Origin of the sequence: Burkholderia sp. BE17 (genome assembly GCF_009362305.1) — a bacterium.
Taxonomy (GTDB): Bacteria; Pseudomonadota; Gammaproteobacteria; order Burkholderiales; family Burkholderiaceae; genus Burkholderia; species Burkholderia pyrrocinia_C.
In genome coordinates, this window is sequence record NZ_WHNU01000019.1 from 44,333 (window position 1) to 63,386 (window position 19,054).

The 19,054-nt window shown below is 59.9% G+C and carries 11 protein-coding genes; 2 read left to right on the plus strand and 9 right to left on the minus strand.

The features are described from left to right. From GD429_RS17795 to GD429_RS40500, 8 genes are all read right to left on the minus strand, one after another. Entirely contained in the window at positions 1 to 1,083 is a 1,083-nt protein-coding gene (locus GD429_RS17795) for a hypothetical protein (RefSeq protein ID WP_152858443.1), read from the minus strand. Beyond that, entirely contained in the window at positions 1,080 to 1,994 is a 915-nt protein-coding gene (locus GD429_RS17800) for a phage capsid protein (RefSeq protein ID WP_152858446.1), read from the minus strand. The genes GD429_RS17795 and GD429_RS17800 overlap by 4 nt, the downstream gene beginning before the upstream one ends. 52 nt (positions 1,995 to 2,046) lie before the next feature. Then, complete coding sequence (locus GD429_RS17805; RefSeq protein ID WP_152858648.1) at positions 2,047 to 2,274, minus strand: hypothetical protein; 228 nt, start codon at positions 2,272 to 2,274, stop codon at positions 2,047 to 2,049. A 25-nt stretch (positions 2,275 to 2,299) separates the two neighbouring features. Continuing rightward, positions 2,300 to 3,295, minus strand: a complete 996-nt coding sequence (locus GD429_RS17810) for a YqaJ viral recombinase family protein (RefSeq protein ID WP_152858449.1) — start codon at positions 3,293 to 3,295, stop codon at positions 2,300 to 2,302. A 274-nt stretch (positions 3,296 to 3,569) separates the two neighbouring features. Then, positions 3,570 to 4,538, minus strand: coding sequence for a DUF932 domain-containing protein (locus tag GD429_RS17820; protein ID WP_152858455.1), 969 nt, complete (start codon positions 4,536 to 4,538; stop codon positions 3,570 to 3,572). 90 nt (positions 4,539 to 4,628) lie between these two features. Next, on the minus strand, positions 4,629 to 5,060 hold the full coding sequence (locus tag GD429_RS17825) for a hypothetical protein (RefSeq protein WP_152858458.1): 432 nt from the start codon (positions 5,058 to 5,060) through the stop codon (positions 4,629 to 4,631). After that, positions 5,053 to 5,175, minus strand: coding sequence for a hypothetical protein (locus GD429_RS41630; RefSeq protein WP_265334679.1), 123 nt, complete (start codon positions 5,173 to 5,175; stop codon positions 5,053 to 5,055). Before GD429_RS41630 ends, GD429_RS17825 begins: the two co-directional genes overlap by 8 nt. Positions 5,176 to 5,302: 127 nt before the next feature. Then, a complete protein-coding gene (locus tag GD429_RS40500) occupies positions 5,303 to 6,046 on the minus strand; it encodes a hypothetical protein (RefSeq protein WP_321574680.1) in 744 nt (247 codons plus the stop codon). 224 nt (positions 6,047 to 6,270) lie between these two features. Between GD429_RS40500 and GD429_RS17835 the strand changes: the two genes are divergently transcribed. Further along, positions 6,271 to 6,603: a recombinase family protein gene (locus GD429_RS17835; RefSeq protein WP_152858460.1), complete on the plus strand. Its 333-nt coding sequence runs from the start codon at positions 6,271 to 6,273 to the stop codon at positions 6,601 to 6,603. Here the strand turns inward: GD429_RS17835 and GD429_RS17840 are convergent. Then, entirely contained in the window at positions 6,583 to 8,604 is a 2,022-nt protein-coding gene (locus GD429_RS17840) for a tetratricopeptide repeat protein (RefSeq protein WP_193727129.1), read from the minus strand. The two genes, GD429_RS17835 and GD429_RS17840, sit on opposite strands and share 21 nt — an antisense overlap. Before the next feature lie 1,019 nt (positions 8,605 to 9,623). Between GD429_RS17840 and GD429_RS17845 the strand changes: the two genes are divergently transcribed. Then, complete coding sequence (locus GD429_RS17845; protein ID WP_227791675.1) at positions 9,624 to 19,046, plus strand: hemagglutinin repeat-containing protein; 9,423 nt, start codon at positions 9,624 to 9,626, stop codon at positions 19,044 to 19,046. The last annotated feature ends 8 nt before the right edge of the window (positions 19,047 to 19,054 follow it).

The window sequence follows — 19,054 nt, forward strand, 5'->3', positions numbered from 1 at the left end:
CTATGCCGTTGAGGAGAGTTCTGCAAGTTGGCGGCGCAATTCCGCCGCGCGCGATTGCGAACACCCACAATGGCGGCGTATATCCGCGACCGTGGGACGGACGAGACCGGCCGCGACATCCCGGAGGAGTCGCGACAGGTGGTCGTCAATGGGAGCCGTCGCCGGTAACGACGTGACCGGGGCGTCGCGTGGCGCATGACCGCCGCTCGTCCGGTCGTGACTCGGCGTTACGGAATTGCGACTAACGGTCTCGTCGTCGTGACTCACTGTGACGGGCATGACTACCGGCTGAGTCATGTCAGTGGCGTTCGTGACTGGCGCGACGGCAGGCGGCGTCACGGCTGGCGTCGCCGTGACTGCCGATGGCGAAATGTCAGTCACGTTGGGTAACGGCTTCGGTAACGGCAACCGAAGCGCGACGGTCCACAACAGACAGGCGACGCCTTCGAGCACAGCGGCGAACGCGAGCCCCGTCAGCAGATCGACCCTCGTGGCAGTCGTACCGAGTAACGCGGCGAGTCGCGACGTGACTGGATCGACGCGTAACGCGTCACGTTGTACCGTGACGCGATCCGCAGCGGCCTGCTGGCGCCGCAACTCATCGGCTTCGGCGTTCAGCGCATCGAGTCGCGCACCGAGCGTCGTTCGGCGCGCGTCCAGCGTTGCGCAATTGCCGACGCAGTAACGAGCGTTCGCCGTGGCAAGTTGCGCCGAGATGCTCGCGCGCTCTGCCATGACAGCCGTCAGGCTACGCGACGGCGTCGGTGTCGGTACTGTCACCGCCGCCGCGCGTTGCTCCCCGGCATGCTGCTGCGCCGTCACGAAGAACTGCGCGTGACCGAAGCAAGCCGTCGCCAAACACGTGCCCCATAACACGCTACCTATACAGCGGACAACGAACGGCGTGCCCCGGAGGAGTGCGGGTAACAGGTGCGCGCTCACGACAAGCACCAGGCCAATCGCGACCCAGACGAGCCGCTCGGGGAGCGATCCGCCGCGTTGCCAGCCGGCGAGCACCGACAGACAGAGCGCGGTGGTGGTTGCGCCGATCGCCAGAACGAACGCCCAGCGGCGCGTGTTCATGCCGCCTTGCCGCCGAGCAGCGCGGCCTTGCGTTCGAGTTTGTCTCGCAACGTCGATGGTGGCGTTCCGGTCGTGTCGTCGCTGTGGCCGTCACCGGTTTCGGGGCTGGTCGTATCTGGATAGAATTCTTCGACCACGGCCGCCTGTTCGTCCGGACTGTCTTCGAACGCACCGTTGGCGAAACCGAGCCGCGCTGCCGCATCGAGCGCCGCTTGATCGAAGCCAGCCGCGCGGCGACGCGTGTCCAGTTCCTTCGCCTCGATCAACGCCTGTTCAAGCTTGCTCCCTGAACGCACACCGAGGTCGACGTAGTAGATGGCAGATCTGTAGCTCTGCGTCGTCGACTTGCCGCGCAGCTTCAGTTCCAGTGGGAGGCAGGCAAGCAGATTTCCTGAGACGGCCCGGAAGTAATGCAGACGCGCGGCCAGCGTCCGGATACTGTTATAGGACGTGGTGCGGAAGATGAACGAACCCATCTCGTCATCGTCCCCGACAATGACATTCAAGCGTCCATAGGGCTTGCAATTGCCCTGACGGCCGAACGTGCAGCCATCAGGCGAGGGGCAGGGTAACGATTCGATACCGGCGTCGGTGACACGTCGACACTGTTCTCCGTTGCCGACACACACGGGCCGCCCGGTATCGCGATCGAACAGCGAGTACTCGGCTCGCAGGTTGAGATCCGGATCGTTGAACAGCACACGGATCGGAATTGCGCGCAGCTTGCCGGCCGTTGCCTTGCGCAGCGTTTCGTTCAGCGGGTGCAGCATCCATTCGCCGCGCTGCTGGACTTGCGTGGTGAGCGTGAACTGGTCGTCTTTCTCGGGCAGACGTTTGCCGTTCTTCTCGACGATGCGCCCGATGGAGATGCGCCCGACAACGGGCGGCGTGATGGCAAGACCTTTGAGCATGGTGGTCCTCAGAATAGAAAAGGGGAGGAGCGAACTGCGAGCGCTGCGCTGACTACCGGGAAAAGTGTGCGTCGAGCTTCGTGTGGATCTCCTGAGCGACGCCGTGCCAGGCCCGTGCGCTAACCAGTGGGTGATCGCCGAGCTGTTCGTGCAACTCGTCGAGTGGGAGCTTGGCGATGTGTTCAGCGTGTTTGCTGAGCACATCCATCACGAACGCTTGCGCAAGTGCGCCGTACCGCGAAAACTCCATGATGTCGGTTAGGCATTCGAGATTTGTCATGCGTTGAGCCACGATCGGACTCCTGTCAGGTAGAAACAAGAAATCGCCGGGAACCCGGCTTCGAGGTCGCGTACTGCGTTCCAAACTCGGGGTGATCAGCCAGCAGGCGAGCCAGGTCGACTCCGGACGAATCCTTGCTGCGCTTGAACGACACGGTGCCGGTTTCGAATACGGCCCGGATTGCGTCACCCATGGCTTGCTGGATCGTTTGTTTGAACTGCGCCTCGAGCTGCTGACGCGTCTCGATTTCGGCCCGTACCGCGACCAGATCTGCGAACACGGACGACAATCGGTGGTCGTCGCTGAAGTCGATCGTTTCCCCATTGCCGGGATACAGGTGGCGCAGCGCACGATCGGCTGATTCCGATCCATCGGCGGGTGGCGGCGTGTCGGTCTCCACGAACCGCCAGAACCGCGCTTCCAGTTCGATGAGCCGACCGATCAACGCGTCGTCACGATCGATCCGATGGACTTCCAGAGCCTGTCCGCAGAGCAGCACGGCGACGTGTGCGGCAGACTTGCCGGTGACAGCCAACTGGTGTTGAACCTGTATCTGCACGTATTCGGGGACGCCTTCTCGCCAGAGCCGCGCACCGAACTCGCCGGCCGTCTTGCATTCCAGAATCTGAATGTCCGGCACACCGACGACCTCGCGATCGATGTTGGCGAGCATCCAGGGGATCGACGGATGACGCAGCACCGCGTTGACCTTGCGGACCTTGTTGCCGGTCTGCTGGGTGTAGACGGCCGCGACGATCGGCTCCAACAGTGTTCCCCAATACGTCGGGGACGTTGTATCGGCGGGATCAGGGCGGGGGAGACCATCTGCGCGCCCGGTTTTGTCGAGCCACAATTCCAGCGCGCTCATGTACGGATTGAGCCCGACAGCGGCGGCGGCGTCGGAGCCACCGATGCCGGTACGACGAACGGCAAGCCAATCGTCGCGGCTCAGGTCCTGCGTCTTGACGAGCTTCAGCGCGGGCCTAGGTGTACGTGGTGGCTCGGGGTGAGGGGTGTTCATGGAACCTCGCAAAATAAGAAGGCCCGGCAGACGAATCTGACCGGGCCAAAGGTAGGGAAATATGGGAGGGGCGGAAACTATGTCGAACGGGTACGTCGGAATGCGTCTTGCAACGCGTCGCCTGCGAAGGTTACGAGCTTGCCGTTTCCGAGGTGGACAGTCGTACCTTGGGGCTTGATTTGCAGGATCGTGGCGTAGCGTCCACCGAACCGTAACCCGGTTCCACGCGGAATCTGAATGCGCATGTCGACGGCCAGAGGCGAGGTCGGCTTGGTCATGCGACAAGCTTCATCGCCTCGTCCCAGGCACGTTCCTTGAGCGTCGCACCCGCGCCGAACCAGGCTGCATCGAGGCGGTGATCATCGCTACGTGCGCGGCGATGATGATCCACGTACTCGGTGACTGCGTTGAGCAATCCCCACGCCGTACCCGACGCAGACGCCAGATCCGAGCCTTTTCCTCGTCCGGCATAAAGCTGGCCCACTGCCTTGATCGCGCGCTCGTTGACGGCAACCGTGTCGCGATCAGGGAGATTTGCGGTCGAGTAGGTCAGCACGCGGCGCAGAAACGCTTCGGCCGCAGCGTCTGCCACCTTGCGTTCGGAGAGCGCCTTGGTGCGAACCATGAAAGCATCCCAGGTGGAGACGGCGATGCCGAGCTGGCGCTTCACGGCGGTGGCGTCAAACTGAGAGCGGTGCGACACCTTGATCGCGCCGGCACTGTTCCCCAGGGCGATTTGCAAGGTGTTATTGCACACCACACGAACTGACGTGAATTGCGCCGTGGTGGCGAGCGTGCCGTCGCAGGCCGTCGCGAGCAGGAGGTAGCCGTTGACCTCATCCTTGCCCTTGAGGCTGGCGGACTGACCCGTGCGTGCGAGCGCCCAGAGCTTGCGACCTTCTTTCAACACACCAGCCGTCTCGAGGTGGAACCCGCCGATCTCCGTCAGATCGCGATAGAACTCCAGAATCTCTTCAGGCTGCACGACCTGATAGCGCGCCGACACGACGGACAACGGTGCCTTGTTGTCGGATCGGTACAGCACCTTCTGTTCGGGAAATGCGTGGATCGAACCGAGACTACGATTGCCCGCAGCGACGAAACGCACTTCGGCTTCTTCGATTCGCCAGTCCATGCCGGCGGCTTTCGCCCAGACTTCGAGCGGTTGTTTGGGGGCGAGCTTGTTGCCAAGGCCGTGCCAGGGTTCGGCGCCGACATAGGCCATCGATTGGACGAGATGCATGAGAAACTCCTATTCAAAAATCACAGTGCATAAAGCCCGGCCGAGGCCGAGCGGAACGAAATCAGTGAGGGGAATGACGCGAACGGAGAATTAGCGGGGCTGGATGCTGAAGGTGCGCCCGCAGGCGAGGCATCGCCAGTTGTCGAGGATCTTTTGGTCGACGGCTTCGCCAAAGGCGGCCCCGGTTGCACAACCAGCCGCGCCGGCGATCAGGCCGGCGAGGATCGCACCGGCCACACCACCGCATGCCGAGCCGATCGGACCTGCGATCAATCCAGCCGTTGCACCGGCTTCCGCGCCAGACAAGGCGATAGCGACGGCGCCGGTTGCGCCGGCCGCTGCACCGATAGTCCCACCGATTCGACGGGCGACATGGCGAGGCTCCGTTCGGGGTGACTGGCATGTCGGACACGGATAGATTGGCCCTGCGCCCGGGCGGTAGTGCGCGGATGCAGTGGCGTCCGATCGTGACGAGTGGGTAGTGCCGAATTCCTCGTCGTCGAACGGGGAATGATCATGCATGGGCCGGGACCTCCTTGCGGATCTTTCGGATGTATTTGCAGTGGCACGCGGCCACGAGTGCGCCGCCCACGAATGCGAGTGCAAAGGCGGCGAGGTAATCGAGGGGAGAGGGCATGGTTGATTTCCTGAGAATGGGCGAACGCGTCGGGACGTTACTGCGCCGACTGCGCGTCGACGCTTGTTGGACATCCGGCTAATCGGCGGTCGCGCTACGTTGAGCGGAAGAGATGGCACGATGCCGTTCAACGAAGTGTGGAGCCGAAGCAGTGGCCGCACGACTGGCACCGATAGTTGTCGAGCACGTTGTCGTCCAGTACGCCGCCGACAGCGGAGCCGGCGACGGAACCGGCTGCGCTGCCGAGCAGGCCGGCCACGACAGCACCTGCCAGTCCGCCGAACACAGCGCCAACCGGTCCGCCGATCGCGCCAACTGCTGCACCAGCTTCGGCACCGGACAACGCCATGGCAAAACCGCTGGTCGCACCGGCTACGCTGCCGATCGCGCTACCAGCCCTGCGACCGACATTGAGCGTGTCGATGTGCGAGGAGCCGCAATGAGGGCATCTGAGTGAATCGCCGGACGAAGAAGGTTCCGGCGTCTGCTGCTGGGGCGCGTAAGAGAAGTAGTCGGAGGCGGTCGATGACGTTGGCGGCGCGCGCGGCGTCTCGGGGGAGGGCGGTACAGATCGGAAATAGTGTTCGTCGTACTCTGGTGAAGTAAACGATGTGCGAGACGGCCCGACAGAACTCGACGATGCCGGAGCGAAATCATGAAGGGCATCAAGCGCATGGTCGGGATACGGCGCATGTGCTTCCCATTCGTCAAGTTCACCATCGACGGTTGCGAAGGAGCGCGAGGGTGGGGGCGGTGTTTCGGGGGCGGATCGTCTGTCCTTGGTGGCGAGCCAATAGAAGCCGAAGCCAAACATCGAGACAAGAACAAGTGCCAGTGCGATCAGCACGGCAGTGTAGAGGGTAGGGTTCACGAGGTTTCCTGAGCGAGGTGCGCCGATGCGGGAGTGCAGCGGCGAAGCGGCCTCAACCGGCCAGGCTCAGGGAAGTGATATGTATTTAAAAATTTCTAGATTCGCCCCTCCATTTTATTCGTTTTACTGAACGATTGATTGCCCGAAGACGCCTGGAGCGGACATCAAACTGTCATTGATTCGTCGAACGATGGGCAGTCAATGTCGCTCGTTGGAGCGCGATCATGCGGAACTCAATCACCGGTGATCAAGCAACAACTGACGCGACGAATCCGGTTGTGCAGTACACGCGCATGTCGACCGACCATCGGCGTTACTCGACTGAAGATCGGGACCAGTTCGTCGCCGAATTCGCGAAGGCGCACGAGATCGAAATCGTGCGGTCGTACCGGTGCGATGGGAAAAGCGAACTGAACATCGAGGGCAGGCAGCAGCTCGCGCGTCTGCTTCGGGACATGCAGAGGAGAAGTGACAACTTCGTCGCCGTGTCGTCAACTTCGAGTCGGGTCGCGCATCGTGTTCTCATTCCACCAAGCTCATTTGGGTTGAGCTTGTAGTCGGCGTAATTCTCTTCTCGCCATCTGCCGCTCGAGAAAGTTTTTGGGACACTCATTCTCGGCTTTGGTGAACCACGGCTGGGCCGCGCCTGTTTCATTGTTTCCCAACAATCGCTCGCCGATATAGACGTTCGCTTCGCATGTCTGATTCCGTATCGTCGGTGCATCTCCGGTTTGGGCATGCTGAAGAAGCGTAGCTTCGTCCATACGGCCGAGAACGTACTCTACGATCGGATATGGCCAATCGCGGCTTGTCAACGCTCGGGTTACCTCGTCCAGTTGTTTCGAATCATCTACATTGATTCGTGTGGCGGCAAGGTGCCGCCAGATGATGGCATACGGGTACCATTCGTTGTCGCCCTTGATTTGCTCGTATTCCGTAAATGCCTCAATGGATTTGGAAAACTCGGCGCGAAAGAAGTGCAATTGAGCAAGGCTTAGTACCGCGCCGACATGATTCGGGCGCAGCTTGAGCGCTTGTGCATAGTCGGCGAAGGCTTGTGTGTCTGCGTCGATCCAGACTAGATCGTCCCCTCGAATCCGGTAGGCGGTTGCATTGTCGGGACTGAGGTCAATTTCCTTCGTCAAGTCCGCGATTGCCTTCAGCCAATCATCGAGCTGCTCGTAGTCCAACGCGCGTGAGCGGTAGAGGTCGGGATCGTCGGGCTGAAGATCGATAGCCTTGCTCAGATCGGCCACTGCTTTCTCCATTCGGCCCAGAGACTCGTCTACTGATGCTCGTCCCGAGTATGCGTATGCCTGCCTTTTCGGCGTCGACGGGAACCGAAGCGCCGCTGTGTAATCGGCCAATGCGTTGATATATTCGCGTGTCTTTCGATAGGCAATTGCACGATTGGTGTAAGCAGCGAAGTTCTCCGTATCAAGCTGCTTGGCCATCGAATAGTCGGCTATGGCTTCGCTGTACCGATCCGTCGCTGCATACGCGTTACCCCGATCGATTAGAGGACTTGCCAGTTTCGGATCGAGGTTGATCGCAACGCTATCGTCTTCGATCGCCTTGCCGTATTGCTGCTTCCGATACTGAACCTTCGCGCGCCAGTACCAAGCGTCGGCATACTGTGCATTTTCGCGAATTGCGGCGGAGAAGTCGTGTAGCGCGAGGTCCAGTTGATCGCTGCTTACCTCGCTACGCCCACGCATCACGTACGTCTGCGCGTGGTGGGGCCAGAAGCCCAGCACGGTTGAGAAATCCTGGCGAGCGGACTCCGCGTTCCCAAGCCGAAGATAGGTTGCTCCGCGGCTATAGTAAGCGAGGGCAAACGCAGAATCGCGACCGATGGCGGAAGTGAGATCGGCAATCGTCGCTTCATTTTCATCCAATTGAGAGTGACCGACGGCACGATAAAAATAGACCCATGCGGAATGATCGCCGAGATCTAGCGCTGCGTCGCAGTCAGCGATCGCTTCTCGATACGCTTTAAGTTCCAGCTTGGCACGTGCTCGAGCTCGTAACGTACGCACTCGTGTAGGGGCAATGGACAGCGCTTGACTATAGGCGTCGCGCGCGGGCGCGAACTGCAGCATCTTCTCGTGAGCCAGGCCGCGTACTTCGTATGCCTCGACGTTTCCTGAATTAGATCCGATGGCGTGATCCGCAGCGGCGAGCGCTTCACTGGGGCGCTTCAAGAGCAGCAGGGCGTTTCCTCTGGCTACGAGGAGGGAATCTGAATTGGGTAGATATAGCAGACCCGCGTCATAGAGACGTAGTGCGCCTTCGTAGTCGCGTTGTTGCTGGCGTCGTAGACCTAGACGCAGGAGCATATTCGCTTTCTCGACAGCGGGAAGTTGTGCGAAACCGGCTTCCCCCGACATTGCCGACAGTGCGTTTCGCACCTCGCTGTCGTGTCCAGCAAATGGATCGGCCGAGATGCCGCCGGGCATCAGTACGGCGTTTGCGTTGTTCGACAGTGAGAGCACGGCTGATAGCGTGCAGAAAAGGTAGACCAGATGACGATGCAATGGACGAATCCCGTAGTTCATGTAGTCGTTGTTGGTTGTGATTCTGCCTGAGCCGCTGCTCAATCGATTCAATCTAGCCTCAAGCATTGGTCAGCGGCTGGTAGTAGGGCGACAGGCTGGAGACCAACACCGAGCCCTGGCCGGAGGGCGACCATGAATCCAGGAATTATGCCGCGCATACTGGGCGCTTGTGGAAAATTAAGCGACCGCTCGCATCCAAAATAGGTCCGCCAGATACGAAGTGGGCGGCTGTTACTTTGCCGGGCTGCGCTGAACTGGGCCTTCCGCTGACTTGCGCGAATGCAGCGATCGGATCGTTACCAGATGCAAGCTGACGATGCCTTTTTGCTGGCTAGTGCATCCGTGACTTTGTCGTACAGGCGTCGCTCGGCTTCTGTGCGATGCCGCCCAGCGTCGCTAGCGCGATTCGCGTCGCGAGACTGTTGCATATCTGACACATCGAAGATGGGCGCGATCACTGCGCTGAGAGTTGGTTCGGCACGTGCAACAGCATGCATCGAAATGTCAATGAAGCGCGTCCCGGTTGCTCGTCTGGATATATTAATTTCGCGAATTGAGGACCCTGGGAGAAAAATATGGATGGGTTGGGTCGTGCGGCACCGGATTGTGAAAAACCCTTGTAGAACTAGGGTGGTTCGATGCTGGAAATTCGTCGATGTAGCAGCGTGCGATTTATTATCGAAATATCGGCTAGGCGTGGCAGTTTTTATGGGAATGTTTTTAATTGTCAAATTGATTTGATTGGCGATTAAAACTTTAATTTGAGAGCGGGCTCGTTCTCGAGCCGGGGCGTGGGCGCTGAACGGCCCGGATGGACTCGGTCTTGGCAATTTCTGACATTGTGAGGGCGAACCTTTCGGTAGATTGCGGCGTGAGGGGCCGCCATTCCGCCGCAATCACAAGTGTTGAAGTACCGAGAATCTTCGGCAGCGTTGCTTTCGACGTTAGAGAGCGTCTCTGTACTTGTGCAAGGCGTTCCGATCCATTTGCTTGACGTCTAAGAAGCGTTTGCCGTATCCATGAATAAGAACCAATATCGTCTGGTATTCAGCCGCGTGCGCGGCATGCTGGTGGCGGTCGAGGAGACCGCTCACGCAACGGGGAAAGTCAGCAAGGGCGAGGCACCGCGTGCCGTTGCCAATCGCGTGTCGAGTGCGTTGGCGAGCTTCGCTTTGCGCCATGCCGCCTTCGCGGTACTGATTGCGGCCGGCGTTGCACCGATGTGGGCGACCGCCCAAGTCGTGGGCGCCGGCGCGAACGCACCCTCCGTGATCCAGACGCAAAACGGGCTCCAACAGGTCAACATCACCAAGCCGTCCGGCGCGGGCGTGTCGCTGAATAACTATTCGCAGTTCGACGTACCGAAACAAGGCGTTATCGTCAACAACTCACCCACGCTAACGAGCACACAGCAAGCGGGGTACGTGAACGGTAACCCGAACCTCAGTCCGAACGGTTCGGCCAAGATCATCATTAATCAGGTCAACAGCTCGAACCCTTCACAACTGAAAGGTTACGTCGAGATTGCCGGCCAACGTGCCGAAATGATTATCTCCAATCCTGCTGGGTTGGTGGTCGATGGCGGGGGCTTTATCAACACCTCGCGTGCAATTCTCACGACCGGCACGCCGAACCTGAATGCAGACGGTTCGCTGGCAGGTTTCAGTGTGACGCGCGGCCTCATCACGGTACAAGGCGCGGGCCTGAACGCATCGAATGTCGATAGTGTTGATCTGATTGCAAGAGCAGTACAGGCGAACGCCGCCATTTATGCGAACAACCTGAGCGTAATCGCTGGCGCGAATCAGGTCAACCACGACACGCTTGCCGCTACTCCGATTCAAGGCGAAGGTGCCGCTCCTGCCGTCGCAATTGATGTCGCGCAATTGGGCGGAATGTACAGCAATCGAATTCTGTTGGTTGGGACTGAGGGGGGCGTAGGTGTGCGCAACGCCGGCACCATCGCAGCGGACGCGGCGGGCCTGACGCTCACAACGGCCGGTCGACTCGTCCTGTCGGGCAAGACGACGGCGACCGGTAACATTGATGCAACGGCGGCCGGTGGTATCGAGAACAGCGGGACCACATACAGCCAGCAATCGGTATCGATGAATACCGGCGCGGACCTGACGAACACCGGCACCCTCGCCGCGCAGCACAACGTGGGCGTGAATGCGGGTTCGCTGAATTCGAGCGGTGCAATCGGCGCAGGCGTGGATAGCAACGGTGCTGTCACGCAAAGCGGTGACCTGCAAATCACGACGACCGGTCAATTGAACGCGACCGGTCAGAACATCGCGGGCGGCAATGCAACGCTCCAGGGCTACGGCGTCAATCTGGCTGGCAGCAATACCGGCGCGAACGGTGGCCTTACCCTGACCGCGACTGCTGGCGATGTGAACCTGTCCAATGCGACGACGAGCGCGCAGGGCGGGCTCAATGCGCAGGCGGCCGGGGCACTCATCAACGATCACGGCAATCTGTCGAGCCAGGGCGGCGCCACGCTGACGGCGGGAAGCGTTTCGAACCAAGGTGGCAAGGTGTCGTCGCAGGGGCCGCTGTCGGTGCAGTCGGCAGGTCCAGTGTCGAATCAGGGCGGCACGCTGGTGTCGCAGAGCACGATTGACCTGCACGGCGGCGCGATTGCCAACAATCAAGGGACTATCCAGAGTACAACAGGCCTCACTGTTGGCGGGGCCTCGCTCGACAACTCGGCGGGGCGGGTGACGTCGCTCAACACCGATGGTGTATCGATCACGACAACCGGAGCCCTGACGAATGCATCGGGCACCACTGCTAACGGCGCGCAAGGCGGTGTGATCGGTGGCAATGGTGGCGTCACGGTTCAAGCTGGTAGCGTCGCCAATCACGGCTCGATCAGCGCGCAAACCGATTTGAAGGTCGCTACGCAATCGCTCGATAATGGAAGCGGCACGCTGTCGGCGGCCCAGAACGTTACGATCGACGCAGGCTCGCACCTGGCTAACGCGTCGGGCAGCATCTCCGCGGGCGCGGTGGCAAACGTCCATGCCTCCAATTTGGACAACAGCGCGGGCTCGATTCAGGCAAGCCAAGTGTCGTTGTCGGCAACCGATCTTTCGAACCGGTCGGGCACGATCACGCAGACCGGAACGAACCCGACCACGATCGCTGTTAGCGGCACGCTCGATAACACGTCGGGCATCCTGCAAACGAATTCCGTCGATCTGAGCCTCACGCCTGCCACATTGATCAATGATCACGGCAAGATTGCGCACGCTGGTAACGGAACGCTGACGATCGGGACCGGTGCGTTTTCGAACCAAGGCGGGTCGATTGCGACCAACGGCGCGCTCGCGCTGACCGCTGCTGCGGTGTCCAATCAAGCCGGTGCAATTTCCGCGCAGCGACAGGCCAAGCTTGGTGTTCAATCGCTCGACAACAGCGCGGGCGGTTCGATCGCAGCCGACAGTGTTACGCTGAATGCCCAAGGTGCGATCAACAACCGTTCGGGCACGATCGAAGCGAGCAACGGCTTGACGATCACGGGCGACAGCTTGGCGAACGATGGCGGTTCTGTGAAGGAGATCGGCGCGGGCGCGCTGTCGGTACAGACCGCGAACGCCCTGACCAACACCGCAGGCGGCACGATCGGCGGTAACGGTGCAGTTTCGGTATCTGGCGGCAGTATCGACAATTCGAACGGGTCGCTGCTCGCTGCGCAGTCGCTTTCCGTGCAATCGAATGGCGCGCTCACGAACGCGGCCGGTCTGATTCAATCGAACGGCGATCTGACAATCGCCGCGCAAGGCGCGGTCAGCAATAGCGGCGGTCAGATCGAGGCGAACGGCACCGCTTCGAAGCTCACGCTGTCCGGCGCAAGCATCGATAACAGTGACGGTCGCATTGCCAATATCGGCACGGGTGCGACGACGATCAACGGTGGCGCGTCGATCACGAACACCAATGCGTCCGGCAAATCCGGCGCGGGGACGATTGGCGGGAACGGCGATGTTACGCTCACGGCGCAGACCCTCACGAACGCCCAAGGCGGTCAAACCGTCGCGGGCCATGACCTCACGCTGAATGTCGGTAGCAACGCGAACAACAACGGCGGCGTGCTGTCGGCTGCGAACAATCTGACGCTGAATGGCGCGAATGCGGCTCTTGCGAATCAGGGCGGCTCGGTACGCGCAAACGGTGTGCTGTCACTGCAAACGATGTCCATCGACAACGCGTCGGGCAAGATTGGCAACGACTTATACAGCGGCGGTAGCGTATTGATCCAGACCGGTGCGTTGTCGAATCAGGGCGGCGCGATCGGTAGCGATCAAGACCTCTCATTGACCGCGACCTCGCTGACTGGCGACGGCTCCATCGTCGCGGGCCGTAACGGTTCAATCACGCTCGCGAGCGACTACACGCAGACGGCGGCGAATAAGCTGCATGCGAACGGTGATTTGGCGTTCACTACGTCCGGAAAGCTGACGAACCAAGGCACCATCGACGCCAACGGCGCATTGACCGTGAACGCGGCCAACGTCGACAACCAGACCGGTGCGGATCTGAATTCCGCTACGACGACGGTCAATGCCAACGGCGGCACGATCAACAACGCGGGACGCATCGAAGGCGATACGGTCGTGACCAACAGCGTCACGATGAACAACACGGGCACCGTCATCGGTTACAACGTCACGTCGAACGCGAACACGATCACCAATACCGGTGCCGCCGCAGTCTTTGCTGCCGCCAACGAACTGAATCTGTACGCGACGAACCAACTGTCAAACACTGGCGGCGCGAACCTGTTCAGCGTTGGCGATATCAATATCGCCGCTAACGGCCAACGTGACGTCAACGGATTGCTGGCAAACCGCACGCAGAACGTACTGAACGATCAATCCACGATCGAAGCGCAAGGCAATGTTGAAATCGCGGCCGGTACGTTCACCAACACACGTCCCGCGCCGACCATCACGACTCAAACGACCGGTACGACGACCACGCACGAAACCAAGCGTCAGAAATACATCGTCTGCGCGACGATGAATGCGGACCCGAACGGTGGCTGCTCGCAAGCGATGTGGGTGAACGGCTATAAAACGGCGCTCACTTCAAGCTATAGCCCTTCGCAGGTTGTATCGGAATCGTCTGGACCGAATGCGACCGACAAGGTGCTGGTCGTGAACGTAAACGGCAAGCAGCAGACGATTTACTACAACACGCTGACGACCAACGCGGACGGTTCCGTTACGGTCAACTATTGGGATGCATACGATCCGCACGTCAACTACGTCCCGGATACGGAATACAAGACGCGCAGCGACGGTCATAACGGCTATCAGCGCGTCGAAATCTGGCGCGATACTACCTCCACGACCGAGCAAGACGTGGTAACGAGCCAGGCGCCGCAAGCCCAGCTCGTCGCAGGCGGCAGTATCACAATGGCGAACGTCGGGACGATCAACAACAACTACAGCGCGATCACGGCCGGCAAGTCGATTCAAATCGGTAGCACACAGCAAAGTGGTTCCGTTGGCAGCGGCAATTACGGTGGCACGAACGTGAACAACGTCGGTCGGACGCTGTATCAGTATCAGACCGACAACATCGTGTCGATGTACGCATGGAACGAAGATACTACGCAGGATCGCGGCACGATCGTTGAGCCGTCCGTCGTCCATACGCCGATCGCGATCGGCGGCACGGGCGGGACGATCATCGCGAACCAGTCGGTGACCATCCAAGGCCAGAACGTCAACAACCAGAACGTCGCCGCGCAGAACTCTGCGACCGGTGCAACGGGCGGCACGCTCGGCAACAATGCGGCCAATCAAGGCGTGACCGGTGGCACATTGAACAAGGTCGGCGCCGCCAGCGGCACGACGACGGTCCCCGCACTGCAATCGATCGCGAGTTCGACGGGCGCACTGCCGATCACGTTGCCGACGAGCGGTATGTATTCGATTCATGCCACGCCGGGCCAGCCCTATCTGGTCGTCACCGATCCGCGCTTGACGACGTACACAAAGTTCATCTCGAGCGATTACATGCTCGGGCAATTGAACCTGAATCCCGCGAGCATCGAAAAGCGTCTTGGCGACGGCATGTACGAGCAGCAGATGGTGCGCAACCAAGTTACCCAATTGACGGGGCGTACTTTCCTGCCGGGCTACGATAGCGCAGAAGACGAGTATCGGGCGCTGATGACCAACGGCGCGAACTACGCGAAGTCGTTCGGCTTGGTGCCCGGTATGGCGCTGACCGCCGCGCAAATGGACGCGTTGACGAGCGATATCGTGTGGCTGGTCGATCAGACCGTTACGCTGCCTGACGGCAGCACGACGCATGTGCTGGCCCCTGTCGTCTATATGTCGCAGACCCACGCGAACGACCTGCAACCGACGGGCGGTTTGATCTCGGCCGACGATGTGGAAATCCATGCGGCCGGTAGCGCGACGGTTTCGGGCGTCATCAAGGGTGGTTCGAAGACCGTGCTGACAGCGTCCGATATCCTGAATCGCGGCGGCACGATTTCGAGCGACAGCAAGACCGGTACCACAGTGGTTTCTGCGACTAATGATGTTGTGAACGCGTCGGGCCTAATTGCCGGTAACCGTGTTGCCGTGTTGGCTGGCCGGGACATTGTCAATACGACGCTGGTTGACGCAGCAGGCGTGAACGGCACATCCGGGGTTAGCAAGGTTAGCCAAACCTTGCTCGGTCAACAGGGGACGATCGCGGCGACGAGCGACCTCATTATTGATGCCGGGCGCGATTTGACGATCCACGGCGCCAATCTGTCAGCCGGCACGAAGGCATTCGTGACGGTCGGACGTGATGTCAACGTCGATACGGTACAGTCGACCACGAACCAATCGATGCACCTGAACGACCAGCGGCATTGGGAAGAATCTACGACGACGAACGTTGTCAGTAGCATCAGTGCCGGTGGCGATTTGACGATGGTCAGTGGCAACGATGCGACGTTCAAGGGAGCGTCCGTTTCCGCTGGCAATGATTTGCAGGTTTCTGCGGGCGGAAACCTGACGGCCACAACGGTCACCGACGAACACCAACTGAATAACGTTGCAGTCGACGGTCGGGCGCGGAAGGAAGTCGACCACACCTATGATCAGACTGCGATCGGCACGACATTCTCGGCTGGACACGATGCGGGACTTGCGGCGATCAACACCAGGGACGCTACGAAGGGTAACGTCACGCTGACCGGTTCGACGGTCACTTCGGGTACCAACAGCATGACGCCGGGCGGGGTGACGGTTAACGCGACCGGCAACGTCACGATGAACGAAGGTCGTGAAGAACACTACAACTACCGCGACGTGCAGACGAAGCGCGGTAGTTTCGTCAGCGGCTCGACAACGGATGGAATGCAAAACACGCAATCCAATATCGGCGTTGGCAGCACTCTGTCGGGCGATACTGTCCAGGTGCACGCTGGTAAGGATCTGACCATTCAAGGTAGTAACGTTGTTGGCACCAACGACGTGAAGCTCGATGCCATGGGTAACGTCAGAATCACGACTTCGCAGGACACGCAGGACGCACAGAGCTACTACGAAAAACGAGATTACGGTTTCCTTTCCGGTCTGAATCCGTTGAACCAGCTCGACGGCGGCCTGCAGGGATATACGATCGGTGTGCGCAAGACTACCGATGCGCAGCAAGCTACGAGCGTTGCGAATGTCGGCAGCATGGTCGGCTCGCTGAACGGCAACTTGTCGATCACGTCCGGTAACGATGTGCATGTGACTGGCAGCACCCTGCATGCTGGCAACGACCTGAACGTTGGCGGCAAGACGGTCAAGATTGATTCAGCTCAGAACACAGGGTCACAGAGCGAGCAGCAATCCTTTAGCCAGACGGGTATCACCGCCGGTCTGAGCGGCACGATTGTTACCGCCGTGCAAACGGGCATCCAGATGGGGAAGGACGTCCAGCGCACGAAGGGCGATGCACGACTCGACGCGTTGGCGGCTGCAACAACAGGGTTGGCTGCGAAGAACGCCTATGATCAAGTCGCGCAAACCGGGAACGGCGTCGGGAATTTGGGCGTCAGTGTGTCTCTTGGTACGAGCCACAGCAATAGCAGTTCGACTGCGTCATATAGCACTGCTGTTGGCAGCACGGTCGCGGCCGTTCATAACGTTTCCATTACCGCAACAGGCGCAGGCGCTAACAGCAATATTGATGTTGTTGGCAGCACGATCAGCGCCGGCAACGATGCAACGCTGAAGGCGGACGGCAAGGTCAACCTTCAGGCTGCACAGAACACGGATAGCCAGCGCAGCACGAGCAGTGGATCGAGCGCGGGTATCGGTGTGACACTGGGTGTCGGTCAGCAAAACGGCTTGTCTTTCCAGCTCGGTGTTTCCGGCAATCGGGGCAACGGCAACGGAAGCGATACGACATATACGAATACGCACGTCGCGGCGGGTAACAAGCTGACTCTGGAATCTGGTGGCGATACCAACCTTATTGGCGCGGTCGCATCCGGCAAGCAAGTCGTGGCCGATGTGGGCGGCAATCTGAATGTTCAGAGCCTGCAAGACACGAGCAAGTACGATTCGAAGCAACAGAGCGCAGGCGTATCGATAAGCGTATGTGTACCGCCGTTCTGCTACGGAACTTCGAGCGGGTCGGCGAATTTCAGTCAGCAAAAGATGCACAGCGACTACGCCGCAGTATCCGAGCAATCGGGCATCAAGGCAGGTGACGGTGGATTCCAAGTCAACGTCAAGGGCAATACTGACCTCAAGGGCGGTGTGATCGCGAGTAGCGACAAGGCGGTACAAGACGGCGCAAACAGCCTGACGACAGCGACACTGACGACGAGCGATATTGAGAACCATGCATCCTACGATGCGTCGCAAGTGGGGCTTTCTGCCGGCTATGGCTCCGGCGGTTGGAGCGCGCAGCCTCCGGTTGCCCTTGGTGCTTCGGGCGATGCTAATTCCACGACACGTAGCGGTATCAGCGGTGGTTCGCTCACGATTACCGACACCGCCAAGCAACAGGAACTGACAGGCAAGACGGCCGATGAAGCGGTCGCGAGCGTCAATCGCGATACGTCAAATACCGGCGGTGCGCTCGCACCGATCTTCGACAAGGACAAGATCGAAGCTGGGTTCGATATTACGAGTCACTTCATCAGTGAAGCCGGGACGTTTATCCAGAACCGTGCGGCCGAAGCGGACGCCGCACAAAAGGCCCTGGATAAAGAAAGGGCGAAGCCGGAGGACCAACAAGACGCGGCAAAAATCGCGCAGTTGACGCAGACCATTCAGGATGATTCGACATGGTTGGAGGGGGGAACCGGACGCAGAGTATTGACGGCTATCACGATGGCGGCCGGCGGTAGCGTTACTGGTTCGGCCGGTGCGATGGTACAGAGCGCGGCTGCGTATTATTTCCAGAGTCTTGCGACCGAACAAGTAAAGGGTGTTGCTGACGCGCTCGATAGCGAGACTGCCCGTACAGCGTTGCAGGCACTTGTCGGCTGCGCCGGCGCAGCAGCAGGCGGCAAGGAATGCGGCGCGGGTGCGGCTGGCGCGGCGGCGAGCGTGGTTCTGAACAACCTGCTGGACAGCCTGAACGGTACGCAGGCATCTACGTTGACCAATGAGGAAAAGCTGCAACGCGAGCGGCTGGTTGAATCGATCGTGGCTGGCACAACCGCAGCTTTGGGCGGAGATGCGGCGGCGACTTCCGCCGCAGCTTTGATCGAGACTGAGAACAATGCGATGAACTTCGTGAAGGGCACGACGCCGCGTATGCAGACGCTGGCGACAGGCGTAGCGAATGCACTGAGAAAGCCGAGGGGAGCGCTTACGCGAGCGGACATTGACGCACAGATTGCCGCACTGAACGCACTGGAGGCGCAAGGGAATCTGTCGAATCAGGAGGCATTGAATCTTAGCGCGCTCTGGATGGAGGTTATTCAACGTGCATCAGTCGAAAATCTGATGACACCTCAAGAGGTCATCGGTAGTAAGCAAGCGTTGCGAGCGGCAATCGCATCAATGATGTTCAGTGGCGGGGGCGATGCCCCGATCGGAATCAGGAGAGGCACATCGGGTCCGCTGTTGCCCGGCACATCGGGTAGCCGGACCTCAATGAGCGGCGCGCTTGATGACAATATGAGCGCCTATCAAAAGGCAGCGGATCAGCCCTACAATGATTCTGGTCTGTCGGCGGCTGCGAGAGCATGGGACAAGCATTCTGGCCGCGCAGGCGGGACGTTTGAACCGCTCACTGGCTCGATTCCTGAAAAGAATGCGGCCGCGAGCGAGTTCGTGAAAGGAGTTCTGAGCAATCCGGCGACGACTCGCACTGGACTTTCACGCGGTGGCGTTGAGTTCCGCCTCCCCAGCGGGCAAGGGATACGCTTTAATGCAGATGGATCGTTTTCGGGACTTTTGGACCCTCGGAGATAAGGTGAATA

What these genes read in the sequence shown, in the direction of transcription:
- GD429_RS17795 (WP_152858443.1), bottom strand. Translation starts at nt 1,083, where the DNA reads ATGAACACGCGCCGCTGGGCGTTCGTTCTGGCGATCGGCGCAACCACC.
- GD429_RS17800 (WP_152858446.1), bottom strand. Translation starts at nt 1,994, where the DNA reads ATGCTCAAAGGTCTTGCCATCACGCCGCCCGTTGTCGGGCGCATCTCC.
- GD429_RS17805 (WP_152858648.1), bottom strand. Translation starts at nt 2,274, where the DNA reads ATGACAAATCTCGAATGCCTAACCGACATCATGGAGTTTTCGCGGTAC.
- GD429_RS17810 (WP_152858449.1), bottom strand. Translation starts at nt 3,295, where the DNA reads ATGAACACCCCTCACCCCGAGCCACCACGTACACCTAGGCCCGCGCTG.
- GD429_RS17820 (WP_152858455.1), bottom strand. Translation starts at nt 4,538, where the DNA reads ATGCATCTCGTCCAATCGATGGCCTATGTCGGCGCCGAACCCTGGCAC.
- GD429_RS17825 (WP_152858458.1), bottom strand. Translation starts at nt 5,060, where the DNA reads ATGCATGATCATTCCCCGTTCGACGACGAGGAATTCGGCACTACCCAC.
- GD429_RS41630 (WP_265334679.1), bottom strand. Translation starts at nt 5,175, where the DNA reads ATGCCCTCTCCCCTCGATTACCTCGCCGCCTTTGCACTCGCATTCGTG.
- GD429_RS17835 (WP_152858460.1), top strand. Translation starts at nt 6,271, where the DNA reads ATGCGGAACTCAATCACCGGTGATCAAGCAACAACTGACGCGACGAAT.
- GD429_RS17840 (WP_193727129.1), bottom strand. Translation starts at nt 8,604, where the DNA reads ATGAACTACGGGATTCGTCCATTGCATCGTCATCTGGTCTACCTTTTC.
- GD429_RS17845 (WP_227791675.1), top strand. Translation starts at nt 9,624, where the DNA reads ATGAATAAGAACCAATATCGTCTGGTATTCAGCCGCGTGCGCGGCATG.